The organism is Paenibacillus sp. PK1-4R (assembly GCF_030369595.1).
GTDB lineage: Bacteria > Bacillota > Bacilli > Paenibacillales > Paenibacillaceae > Paenibacillus.
Genome location: NZ_CP126535.1, coordinates 1,980,658 through 1,992,737, shown reverse-complemented (window position 1 = coordinate 1,992,737; position 12,080 = coordinate 1,980,658). Strand labels below are relative to the sequence as shown.

Sequence of the window (12,080 nt, the reverse complement as noted above, 5' to 3'; positions counted from 1 at the left end):
TCCATTTAGAGTCCATGTTTTCCTATTTTACAACTGTATTTCAGACTATATTACTTATCAAAATTCACTTCTGGTGTTGTTAATTTATCATAGAAATCAACAACCTTATCCTTGTCTTCCGATGAGCGAATCGCCATCGCTGAACGTGGATGCTCGTCCAACGCACCTGTAATCATGTAAGGCAGAATGTAACCCCATTCTTCTTTTTCTCTCAGTGGAACCATCAGCTGTTCCAATACACCAAGTACTGGACGCAGATTGTATTTCGTTCCTTTCAGATGAGCTACGAGCAATTCGGTTGGACAGTTTCCTGCCGCACGTCCCATGCCATACACAGAAGCATCAAGCAGTTCGACGCCAAGTTCTGCCGCAACCAATGTGTTAGAAAACGCAAGCTGCATATTATTATGTGTGTGAACACCAAGACGCTTGTTAGGCAAGTGAGTCTTGAACTTCTCTACCAGGTATTTCACATCATTATGGTCCAAGCTACCGTAGGAGTCTACAATGTAAACAACATCCACAGCACTTTCTTTGATCAATTCAAATGCTTCCAGCAACTCATTCTCCATAACATTGGAGAGTGCCATAATATTAAGTGTAGTTTCATATCCACGATCATGGAATGTTTGAACCAGAGCAAGTGCCTTGTCCACATCTTTGCTGTAGCAGGCAACCCGGATCAGATCCAGCATGCTCTCACTGCGAGGCAAGATATCATTTTCGTCCACACGACCTACGTCAACCAGAGCAGACAGTTTGGTATTTCCTTTTTGAGGAATAACTTTACGCAGGAAATCATCGTTCAGGAAACGCCATGGTCCTGCTTCCTCGGCACCTTTAAGCAACTTCGGAGAGTTCTTATATCCAATTTCCATATAATCAACGCCAGCTTCATTCAATCCAGCATACAGCTGTTGAACAAAGTCCACGCTAAAGTCCCAATTATTCACCAATCCGCCATCACGGATCGTACAATCTACAATTTTGCAATGATTTGTCTTCATTAATGTCTGCTCCTTTTCTGACCAACTTGTGTATTCCTCTCATGATACTTGAACGTGACAAGAAAAGTAAAGGGATTCCGGACTTATTTACTTCGATAAGATCTCCAGATTCGGTCAATCTCAACCATATCGGAACGATCGGGAGCTTTCTCTCCATAACGAACGGCATTATACGTATCTGGCAGTCTCGCAGACAGCTCATCTTCTTCTACCTTCACACCATTCTGAATAATGGTCTGTGCAGCCTCCAGCGGAGTATGCGTCCCCTGTATTACCACGCCTCGATGAGCTGCTTTTTCAATCCATGTCCGATAGTAATACCGAACACGTTCGGCATCCTGTGCAGGGGGCGCTTCTTTCTTCCGAAACCAATTCTTTCGGACTTTTGCTGGCGCATCAAGCGTCTCACTGACATCGATATACTCCGTCCGTGGTTCTGCCTTCTTTTCACCGGGTTGTAACATCCCCTTGAATCGGTCCATAAGTCTGTTTATCGTTTTTTGTCCCAACCTCAGAAGCAGCCACAGAATTGCTCCTGCTACAGCACACATCACTACCCATCCGAGGATGTTCCAGAAGACTGAGGGCTCGGATGGCGGCTCTCTCCAGTCATTCGGTATATTTAACTGCTGATTGGGGTTGTCCATTGGTAATCGTGGCTCCTCGCCGGAAATCGGACCAAACCATCCCCTGATCCATGCGAGCAAGCGATCACGTAGCGGTCCCAGCCAGGCAGCCAGACTTGGGAAAGCACCAATCGCGACGATAACAATAAACATCCACATGAACCGCTGATGATTCGCACGTGCAAAATCTCTTAATACCAATCTTCTCTTGCCATCGTTGAGTATTGCCTGATCCAGTTGCAGCATATATCGTCCAACCAGCCAAAAGGCAAAGCTGATCACTCCCGCAATATAAATCCATAGGGTATAGGTTCGTATCGGCTGCATGAATTCCAACGAGTTCGAAGCAATCATAAGCACGATTGCACTGATTACACCCATAATCTGCAAACGCCATAACAACACAGAATGAAAGACTGGCTGGAAGGTCAGACCTGCATAAGCCGAGATGACTCCACACAGTACCAATGTGATGATATCCGGCAACGGGAGAATGAGGCTCATCCCAACAACGAGTGCAAAGAGAAATCCTATGACGAGTGCCGTTACTCCACGAATGAATGTACTCTTCTCGCTAAAACCTGGAATTTTATGTTGAATGAACTGTCCTAACCAACCTACAAGAATGACCAGGATGAATAATGTGAACGGCAAATGTTCCATTGCGTAGAATGAAGCAAGCGTAAATATCGGAAAAAGGTAGATGCCAGCCATCAAGACGGCAAGCATTGCTATGAGTCCTTTGGTCGTCGCTACCGGTCTGTTCCTCATGCACTCACCGCCTTTGTATTACCCTTCACGTCCTCTACCGGGAGAATCGTTACACGATGTCCTTGTTCGTGCAGACGTGCAATCTCGTGCTCCATAGCGGCAGATACATAGGATGTAATCAGCAGATAGCTGCGGATTTGCTGTGCTTCTTCATTCAGACGTACTTCATCATTCAGGAATTGCTCCATGGGCACCATGCATTTCAACTCTGTCTCAGCCATAGCTTCCAGTAACCGTTCCAGATGAGGCGTGCCATAATCCGGCTCAATCCGAAGTGTATCGCGGCCTCCACCCACATGATAACCATTATGGGCGAAGCCTGCCGGCAACCCTCTACCAATGGCATCCACTGCAGCCGTGGCAGCATAACGGAGTGCCCGTTCAATCTTTTCCGGTCGAGTGACTACACTCCACATATCTGCAGATTCTTGAATGTTGACTACAATCCAGGACTGCGGATCAGCTGTCCATCCCTGTTTGTAGACCTGTAATTCACCTGTACGTGCACTCGCTTTCCAGTGGATACGATTCATGGGGTCTCCTGCACCATAAGGCCGAACACCCAGGATCAAGAACGGATCTTCAACGATCCATCGTGATACTTCCACTTCTCCCTGCCATACCTGATAAATTGCAGGAAGATCCTCTGCATTCACTAATGAAGGATACACAATCATAGACATTTGCAAAGGAATCGGTTTGGTGGAACGCCACACGCCAAAGAGATCCCCACCTGTCATCGTTGCTGTATTTAATGGATAAATTCCACGCTGAGTACATGTAAAGGGATGCTTACGCGTAATACGAGTAAACGGTTTTAACGTAAAAATACTCTTATGGTTCTGATAGATTTCGCCTTGACTAATATCCATACCTGAGCCGGAACGAAATACAAACGACACTGGCATCATCGATTCAAGTCTGAGCCACGGAACAGAGACTCGTTTCTCATTCGATATCGTCTCCACCATCTCAAGTTCATCTCCAGCGTAACAACGCAGCTTGCTGAATTGTCTGCTGTACTTGAGTTTTCGCAGTGCAGGTCGTCCAAACCACACACCATGTATAACTACGACAATGCCTCCAACAAGGACAAGCCATAATAATGCCATAAGATTAACGCCCGCTTGTAGCGAGATTCTCCGTAGGCACTTCTGTCTGATTCAGAAGTTCCTGGATGATACGCTCAGCCAAGCCCTCTTGTTGTCTGATCCGGTTACGGAATACAAGTCGGTGGGCCAGCACAGGTTCCGCCAGCACTTTAATATCATCAGGTAAAACAAAATCTCTGCCATGCAGTGCAGCCCAAGCCTGACTTGCCTTGAGTAATGCCTGAGCCCCTCGTGGACTTACGCCAAGCGAGAGCTCGGGATGTTGCCTTGTCGCTTCGGTTAACTGAATGATATATCGCAGCAAATCTTCGTTGATTTGCACTGTTTTATACGTATCCTGCGCCTTCAAAAGTTCTTCACGACTGATCACTGCCGAGAGATCATCAACTGAACGACTGGCTACCGTACGTCTCAAAATTTCTACACTCTCTTCACTGCTTGGATAACCCATGCGAATTTTCATCATAAAACGATCCATCTGCGCTTCAGGTAGTGGAAAAGTTCCCTGGTTATCTACAGGGTTCTGGGTAGCGATAACGATAAATGGCCGTTCCAGCTGTCTCGTTGAACCGTCGATACTGATCTGGCGCTCTTCCATGCACTCCAGCAAGCTTGATTGTGTACGCGGTGTAGCACGGTTAATCTCATCAGCTAGTACAAGATTGGCAAACAAGGGGCCGGGTCGGAATTCAAAATCCCCATCTTTTTGATTAAAAAAATGAATCCCTGTTAAGTCAGAGGGCAGCAAGTCCGGTGTAAACTGTATCCGTTGGAATGTGCAGTCCAATGAAGAGGCTACCGATTTGGCAAGCATCGTTTTCCCGGTACCCGGTACATCCTCCAACAGCACATGTCCTGACGCTATGATGGCTGTCATCACCAGCTCTATGGTATGCTCTTTTCCCACAATCACTTTTCCCACGTGATCCATCAGTTGTTGATTCATTTGTTCCATTCCTTGGATTTCCATCTGCATCTCATCCTTCCGTTATGGAGCTTATGTATTCGCATTCATTACTAACTATAACCCTAATTGGCAACATAAAACAAAGGAGTTGGCAAATGGCCAACTCCTTGACTCCCCGCTTTTCTCAAAATACCAAGGGTAACATAATCATAAACTGCGTTCCTTCGCCCTTTTTGCTATCCACAGAGATGGTGCCTCCATGGTTCTTGATGATTCGGTAACTCACCGAAAGTCCAAGCCCCGTTCCGCTCTCCTTGGTCGTGAAGAATGGATCAAACAAACGTACAAGCGTATTATGGTCCATTCCATGACCGTTATCCGCGATGGAGATCTGCACAAACTTGTTTTCCGTAGCGGTAGATATTCGAATTAAACCCGTATGTTCTTCGCCAACTTCCTCAATGGCATCCATTGCATTTTTCACCATATTCAAAATAACCTGCTTAATCTGTTTGACATCAATGGACACATTCAGCGGGGCATCCCCTTCATCCAGTATGATCTCGCATCCCTTCATCAAACCTTCGCTTTCGGTCAGCAAGACCACCTCTTTGAGCAAAGAGTCGACGGACATCACGGTCTTCTGTGGAGCTGACGGTTTGGAAGAATTCAAAAATTCGTAGATGATGTCATTCGCCCGATCAATCTCCGTCAGTATGATTCGAGCGTACTCGTCTTTGCCGAGCTGCAGCAAATGGGGCCTGAGCAATTGGATGAACCCACGGATTGCAGTCAACGGATTACGAATTTCATGAGCAATAGATGCTGAAATTCGCCCCAGCATCGCAAGTTTGTCATTTTGATAAGCGGTCTGTTCAATTTGTTTATAATCAGATACATCTTTGACGCTGAACAAGAAGTCGCCATCCATCTGATCACCGTACGTCACAGTAACCAGCCAATGCCTTCCGTATTCATCAATCAACTCATGATAGCGCTTACGGTGAAAAATAGTTTCCCGATAGATACGTAAAATTTTCTTTTTCTTGAATCGGCTCATCTGCGGATGATGCAGCATTTGCATCAGGGTGCAGCCGCTCAACAGACTTCTTGGAAGTTCCAACAACTTTGCCATCTGAACGTTAATAAACGTCAATACACCGTGACTGTCAAACAACATAATACCGCTATCCAGATGTTCCAGTACATTCTCGTACTTGTTGTTATCCAGATGCACAGGCGGGAAACCATCCGTTGGTTGAGGCACTGTATCCTGAAATTCACTAATCATGTCAGGTTCCTCCTTTTCACGTAAATGATAAACTTGCCATTCGGACATCATATCATCACAGAAACAGGAAGGGCCGATTTTATTTTTCATTACCGGTGCCCTTTCGTTGGGGGGCTGAGCCGAAAATATGGATGGCATGGCCGGAACTCAAGCTGGTCTATTCCCGGTAACCAACAGTCGATCCGGAAAATCATATACGTTTGTCCCATTCTGACCTTCTCCTATTCCCAAACACGAACATTTTTTTGCTCCGCCTCTTTTGCAAGTCTGTTTTTATCATAGACAAGTTTATAGAAGAGAGTCAATCGGAGAAAGTGTCGAATGGAAATTATTTTAAAAAAAACCTCGAACTAGTTCCAGAATACAGAAAAAAAACGAAGCCATTTCACCCAATAGGCAAATCAGCTTCGTTTTTAATATCTTTAATTTGTGATATATCCGAGTTCATCTATAGTCCGGTCTTATTATGCTGAATTTTCAGTCTGCGCTGACTCATCACAGCTAATCGACGTTTAAGTTCGCTTTCCCACTTCTCGTCTTTGGTTTCCTTCGCGAGCCTGAGCAAATCCAGAGCCATATCAATCTGGCGCTGCACAATAACCATGGCATCCTCGCTCTCACGGTTTACACAGTTTTCAAAAATCGCATCCTCATCTTCTGTAACATAATCTTGAAAGTCGATCTCAGATGCACCGTCTCCATGCGCATATTCAGCCAGAATTTCATATTCATTTTCCACTTTATAATGCACCTCAACCCGGTGACACACCGGGCAAAACAGCAGGGGAACATTATGAACCTGGGTGCGGTAATGCTTCAGCGTGCCCTTCGTTCCAACCATACTTGCCCCACAACAGTAACTCATTTTTGTTCACCCTCCTTATTACGTGCCGGGACTTTTTTGTTAAAATGCCATCCCGTACACTTCCAGCACTTCCGAAAAGGAATAGTTCCATCAGTGTATCACATTCATGTACAGATTATAAATGCAGAGCACCGGAATATTTACCGGGTTTCCATACCCTATTCGCCTTAAAGGCCATCAATTCCTCTTTCAACAGATAAAAAGAAGACTTTCTTCTAATATATTATTAACACGCTTAGCTGCTTGTTCAAACACTTTTGATTAACTTCGTGATAACTTCCGGCAAAAGGGTGCAAAAAGCCCTCAATCCCTAACGGGATGAGGGCTTGAACAAAAAACGTTCAAGTTAATCTGGCTTACAGGTTATTGTCGCCTGGTTTCCAGTTCATTGCACACAATCCGCCGGATTGCAGTGCTTGCAGTACGCGAAGTGTTTCTTCAACACTACGGCCTACATCGTTGTGGTTAACCACTTGATATTTCAATTCGCCTTCTGGATCGATGATGAACAAGCCACGCAATGCTACGCCTTCTTCTTCGATCAGAACGCCGTAATCTTTAGCCACTTGCTTCGTGATGTCAGAAGCCAGCGGGAAGTTCAATTGACCCAAACCATTGCTGTCTACTGGTGTGTTGATCCATGCTTTGTGGCTGTGTACGGAGTCTACGCTCACGCCAAGGATTTCTGTATCCAAAGCTTTGAATTGCTCGGAAGCAACGCTCAAAGCTGTAATTTCAGTTGGGCACACAAATGTGAAGTCCAAAGGATAAAAGAAGAATACAAGCCATTTGCCACGATAATCGGACAGTTTAACGGAACCAAAGTCTTGTCCGTCTCCCGATACTGTTTCCATTGCGAAATCCGGTGCTGGTCTACCTACCAAACGTTCTGCCATAACTAAAAATTCCTCCTTTGGGATTATGTAAGCATCCTTGCGGATTGCTCATCATCAAGAAAAACGCGTACGCTTTTCCTGTAATTAAAATGATTTGATACTTGATAACAAGTACAAGTAAAATGTTATCATCCGGACTTCCCAAAGTCAAGATTATAAACATTATTTTTTTATAATCATTATAAATAAGGATTTTTCGTGGCAAAAATGATAAAGGAACAGCCCTCTGTACATTCCATAACTGGAAACAAAGGGCTGCCATGTTGTTGGTAATATAATTACGCCTGTTTCTGAATAGCCGCTACGATCAAATCGCCCATCTCGGTCGTGCTGATCGCTGTGCTCTTGTCTACAGCAATATCACTTGTGCGATGTCCTGCGTTCAATACATCCGACACAGCTGCTTCAATGGCATCTGCACCCTCTGCATAACCAAAGGTTGTGCGGAACATCAACGCCAAAGAAAGAATGGTTGCAATCGGATTAGCGAGGCCTTGACCTGCGATATCTGGTGCAGAACCGTGTACCGGCTCATAGAGTCCGAAGCTGCCTTCTCCCAGTGATGCAGATGCAAGCATACCGATGGAGCCAGTCAGCATCGCTGCTTCATCACTCAAGATATCTCCGAACATGTTTTCCGTTACGATGACATCGAAGCTGGACGGACGACGCAGCAATTGCATCGCGCAGTTGTCTACCAGTACATGCTCCAGTTCAACATCCGGATAATCTGGTGCTACCCGGTTCACGACTTCACGCCAGAGACGGGAAGTTTCCAATACGTTGGCTTTATCTACAGAAGCCAGCTTTTTGCGACGTCCTTGCGCAATTTCGAATGCCTGACGAACGATCCGCTCCACTTCTGTTACATTATACGCACATGTATCTACTGCCTCTTCGCCCTGTGCACTTTCACGTCTGAACTTCTCACCAAAGTAAATACCACCTGTCAACTCACGTACCACCATCAGATCTGTACCTTCCAGGACTTCAGGCTTCAGAGTTGAAGCATCCTTCAGGCAATCAAATACGACAGCTGGACGCAGGTTGGAGAACAATCCAAGTGCTTTGCGAATACCCAGCAGGCCTGTTTCCGGACGAAGCTCCTTGCTGTTGTTATCCCATTTTGGACCGCCAACTGCTCCAAGCAGGACTGCGTCTGCACTTTTACATACAGTCAGTGTTTCTTCAGGAAGAGGTGTACCCTTCTCATCAATTGCGATTCCGCCAAACAGCGCATGCTCTGTCTCAAAACGATAACCGAATACTTCCTCCGTACGTTTAAGAACTTTCTCAGCCTCAGCTACGACTTCAGGGCCGATTCCGTCACCAGCAATAACTGCAATTTTTTTCACATCTGCCATTGGGTTGTCCACTCCTTATATTTCATTCATTAATTATTCATAAAGTAACGTCTCATATTAACTCTCTCTTTTGTATCATATTCCAAGGTCATTTGACCAAGATATACAATCTATGACTTTAATAGATTTTACCTATAAGCCAATAGAGATTGGCCTTTCCAAGTTGTTCTGACCTCCCGGCTGGGTTAAAATATAGCTGAATTCAAATTAGGTACGCAGGAGGGATAAGCAACATGCAATATTCGTATTTGGGTAAATCAGGACTCAAGGTCAGCCGAATCTGTCTCGGTACCATGAATTTCGGGCCTGCTACAGATGAAAAAGAAGCTTTTCGCATTATGGACGCAGCACTCGATGCAGGCGTGAACTTTTTTGATACCGCTAACATCTACGGCTGGGGTGAGAATTCCGGTCTTACCGAAGAAATTATCGGACGCTGGTTCAACCAGGGTGGTGGCAGACGTGAGAAAGTGGTTCTGGCCACCAAAGTCTATGGCTCCATGCATGATGATACAGATGGTCCCAACAACGAAGCTGGCCTCTCCGCCTACAAAATCAGACGGCATCTCGAGGGTTCCCTCCGCCGCTTACAGACCGATCATATCGAACTATACCAGATGCATCATGTAGACCCTGCCATATCGTGGAATGAGCTGTGGGGCGCATTTGAAAATGCCGTTCATCAGGGTAAAATCGGTTATGTAGGATCGAGTAACTTTGCTGCATGGCAGATTGCAATCGCTCAAAGCGAAGCCAAGAATCGTCATTTCCTCGGCCTGGTTTCCGAACAACATAAATATAGCCTCAACTGTCGTTTGCCTGAGTTGGAAGTACTGCCCGCTGCCAAAGAGCTGGGCCTCGGCGTTATTCCATGGAGTCCACTGGATGGTGGTTTATTGGGACGTAACGCTCTGCAGAAGCTGGAAGGAACACGCAGCGGGGGCATCGCTGGACGGATCGAGCAGCAGCAAACTCAGCTTGAAGACTTTGCCGCACTGTGTCGTGATCTCGGTGAACCACAGGATACGGTGGCTTTGGCATGGGTTGCAGCCAATCCGGCAGTGACCGCCCCGATTATCGGACCGCGTACGCTGGAGCAGTTTGAGACCGCACTCAAATGTCTGGACGTGACTTTGGATGAAGCGGTGCTCAAACGTCTGGATGAGATTTTCCCGGGTCCAGGTGGACATGCCCCTAATGCATACGCGTGGTAATAGCTTGATAGCGTAAGCCAATGCAATAGGTAAGCGAAGAAAAGGTTCTGTGTTTCACTGCCATAATTATATAAATCAGCATTTTGCATAATTCGAATTATACCGCTCACGGGTACAAGATATAGACGAACAGAATCATTTCGATCTATATCTTGCTGATTGGAAGACGCTTAGAGGCTTTATGCAAAATGCTTAAATACAAGCAAAAGAGTCTGACCCTCCACAGGAGAGTCAGACTCTTTACGTACCTCACTAAACGTAACAAAGCAAGCCGAACGATCTTCTATATCCATTAAATTAAAGATAGATCATTCTAACAGCATACATATGCCTCAGCTAAAGTTCAGTTCAATGAAGGGTGCGTGCTTCTTGCATCGGAGCCTACAGGTTAACGTTTACACGGTTCGTGTATGTTTTACGCTTCTCAATCAATTGATTCAGACCGTCTACATAGGCACGTGCACTTGCACCCAATATATCTGTGCTTACGCCACGTCCTTGTACCGAAACCTGATTTTGAGTCAGCACAACATGTACTTCACCCAATGCATCCTTGCCATGCGTTACCGATTTGATGGAGTAGTCAGACAACGTTACGTCTTCCCCACTCACTTGGTCAATCGCATTGTAGATTGCATCTACCGATCCATTACCCTCTGCTTGCTTCTCAATCGTATCCCCTTCAAGCGTTGCAATGCGGACTTTGGCCGTTGGTACCGATTCATCTCCGTACGTTACGAAGATGGATTCCAGTTTATACACCTCAGGTGCATCCTGCAATTTCTCTTCAATTACGGCAAGCAGATCTTCATCAGTAACTTCTTTTTTCTTATCAGCCAGATCTTTGAACTGGGCGAAAGCCCGATTCAATGCTTCTTCTTCCAGCTCATATCCCAGATCAATCAACCGCTCACGGAAGGCATGACGACCAGAATGTTTACCCAGTACAAGCTTGCTTTCTTTCAGACCGATGGACTCTGGAGTCATAATTTCGTACGTTGTTTTTTCCTTCAGCATGCCGTCCTGGTGAATGCCGGATTCATGTGCGAAGGCATTTGCGCCAACAATGGCTTTGTTTCCAGGCACAACCATACCTGTCAAACGGCTAACCAAACGACTGGTCCGTGCAATCTCAGACAACTGCAGCGATGTTTTCGCCTGGAAAAATTCCTGACGTGTCTCCAGTGCCATAGCAATTTCCTCGATCGCCGTGTTTCCGGCACGTTCACCAATGCCATTGATCGTACCTTCGATCTGATCGGCTCCGTTGAGAATGGCAGCAAGTGTATTGGCCGTCGCCATACCCAAGTCATTATGACAGTGGGCACTCAGCTGTACCTTTTCAATACCGTGTACATTCTCCTTGAGATGTTTGAAAATGTTTCCGTATTCATATGGGCTCAGGTAACCAACCGTATCCGGAATATTCACGACCGCTGCACCTTCTTCAACAGCCATATTTACCATTTCCACAAGGAAATCATACTCGGTACGACCTGCATCCTCAAGTGAGAATTCAATCTTTGAGAATGTTTTCTTTGCATAACGAATCGCGGAACGAGCTGTATCCAGTACCTGCGCTTTGTCCATGCGCAATTTATGTTGGCGGTGAATAGGTGAAGTTGCCAGGAAAACGTGAATACACGGGTCCTGTGCACCTTTAAGTGCTTCTTTAACCGCATCAATGTCTTGCTCTCTGGAACGGGACAAGCCAATTACAGTCACATTTTTGACCGCATTTGCTACTGCATTGACAGCTGCCAGATCACCTGGAGATGCCGCCGGGAAACCCGCTTCCATCCGGTCAATGCCAAGCCGCTCGAGCTGATGGGCAATTTCCACCTTTTCACGAGTGTTCAGATTGACTCCCGGGGATTGCTCTCCATCACGCAGCGTTGTGTCAAATACATAGATTTTACGCACGCTTCGCACCTCCTGTACTTGTTATTATATGTTTCTCTGAACCAGCAATAGCGGCTCACGCATAAGCACGGCCGCTATTCCCAGTTAAAGCTCTAAGTTTACTT

The 12,080-nt window shown here is 45.9% G+C and carries 10 protein-coding genes; 1 reads left to right on the top strand and 9 read right to left on the bottom strand.

What is annotated here, in order from left to right; genetic code table 11:
- Positions 1-50 precede the first annotated feature (50 nt).
- The 8 genes from QNO02_RS08720 to leuB all read right to left on the bottom strand — a co-directional run bounded on the left by QNO02_RS08720 (position 51) and on the right by leuB (position 8,839).
- Entirely contained in the window at positions 51-1,007 is a 957-nt protein-coding gene (locus QNO02_RS08720; protein ID WP_047842252.1) for an aldolase catalytic domain-containing protein, read from the bottom strand.
- 83 nt (positions 1,008-1,090) lie between these two features.
- Positions 1,091-2,404 (bottom strand): DUF4129 domain-containing protein, encoded by a 1,314-nt coding sequence (locus QNO02_RS08715; protein ID WP_091032786.1) that lies wholly within the window; start codon positions 2,402-2,404, stop codon positions 1,091-1,093.
- Complete coding sequence (locus tag QNO02_RS08710) at positions 2,401-3,516, bottom strand: DUF58 domain-containing protein (RefSeq protein WP_047842250.1); 1,116 nt, start codon at positions 3,514-3,516, stop codon at positions 2,401-2,403. Before QNO02_RS08710 ends, QNO02_RS08715 begins: the two co-directional genes overlap by 4 nt.
- 4 nt (positions 3,517-3,520) lie before the next feature.
- The gene (locus tag QNO02_RS08705) at positions 3,521-4,486 is read right to left on the bottom strand and encodes an AAA family ATPase (protein ID WP_289391829.1); all 966 of its coding nucleotides are present in this window, start codon (positions 4,484-4,486) and stop codon (positions 3,521-3,523) included.
- Positions 4,487-4,607: 121 nt separating this feature from the next.
- On the bottom strand, positions 4,608-5,714 hold the full coding sequence (locus QNO02_RS08700; RefSeq protein WP_133384121.1) for an ATP-binding protein: 1,107 nt from the start codon (positions 5,712-5,714) through the stop codon (positions 4,608-4,610).
- A gap of 448 nt (positions 5,715-6,162) precedes the next feature.
- Positions 6,163-6,579 (bottom strand): hypothetical protein, encoded by a 417-nt coding sequence (locus tag QNO02_RS08695; protein WP_017689649.1) that lies wholly within the window; start codon positions 6,577-6,579, stop codon positions 6,163-6,165.
- Positions 6,580-6,935: 356 nt separating this feature from the next.
- Complete coding sequence (locus QNO02_RS08690; protein ID WP_091032840.1) at positions 6,936-7,475, bottom strand: peroxiredoxin; 540 nt, start codon at positions 7,473-7,475, stop codon at positions 6,936-6,938.
- Between the two features lie 278 nt (positions 7,476-7,753).
- Positions 7,754-8,839 carry a 3-isopropylmalate dehydrogenase gene (gene leuB / locus QNO02_RS08685; protein WP_133384120.1) on the bottom strand — a complete coding sequence of 362 codons (1,086 nt, stop codon included), beginning with the start codon at positions 8,837-8,839 and terminating at the stop codon, positions 7,754-7,756.
- Between the two features lie 233 nt (positions 8,840-9,072).
- Between leuB and QNO02_RS08680 the strand changes: the two genes are divergently transcribed.
- Positions 9,073-10,053 carry an aldo/keto reductase gene (locus QNO02_RS08680; protein ID WP_133384119.1) on the top strand — a complete coding sequence of 327 codons (981 nt, stop codon included), beginning with the start codon at positions 9,073-9,075 and terminating at the stop codon, positions 10,051-10,053.
- A 381-nt stretch (positions 10,054-10,434) separates the two neighbouring features.
- On the opposite strand, the gene QNO02_RS08675 is transcribed toward QNO02_RS08680, so the two are convergent.
- The gene (locus QNO02_RS08675) at positions 10,435-11,976 is read right to left on the bottom strand and encodes a 2-isopropylmalate synthase (RefSeq protein WP_091032848.1); all 1,542 of its coding nucleotides are present in this window, start codon (positions 11,974-11,976) and stop codon (positions 10,435-10,437) included.
- Positions 11,977-12,080: the final 104 nt, after the last annotated feature.

Coding starts and splice junctions, on each gene's coding strand:
- QNO02_RS08720 (WP_047842252.1), bottom strand. CDS start 1,007: ATGAAGACAAATCATTGCAAAATTGTAGATTGTACGATCCGTGATGGC.
- QNO02_RS08715 (WP_091032786.1), bottom strand. CDS start 2,404: ATGAGGAACAGACCGGTAGCGACGACCAAAGGACTCATAGCAATGCTT.
- QNO02_RS08710 (WP_047842250.1), bottom strand. CDS start 3,516: ATGGCATTATTATGGCTTGTCCTTGTTGGAGGCATTGTCGTAGTTATA.
- QNO02_RS08705 (WP_289391829.1), bottom strand. CDS start 4,486: ATGGAAATCCAAGGAATGGAACAAATGAATCAACAACTGATGGATCAC.
- QNO02_RS08700 (WP_133384121.1), bottom strand. CDS start 5,714: ATGATTAGTGAATTTCAGGATACAGTGCCTCAACCAACGGATGGTTTC.
- QNO02_RS08695 (WP_017689649.1), bottom strand. CDS start 6,579: ATGAGTTACTGTTGTGGGGCAAGTATGGTTGGAACGAAGGGCACGCTG.
- QNO02_RS08690 (WP_091032840.1), bottom strand. CDS start 7,475: ATGGCAGAACGTTTGGTAGGTAGACCAGCACCGGATTTCGCAATGGAA.
- leuB (WP_133384120.1), bottom strand. CDS start 8,839: ATGGCAGATGTGAAAAAAATTGCAGTTATTGCTGGTGACGGAATCGGC.
- QNO02_RS08680 (WP_133384119.1), top strand. CDS start 9,073: ATGCAATATTCGTATTTGGGTAAATCAGGACTCAAGGTCAGCCGAATC.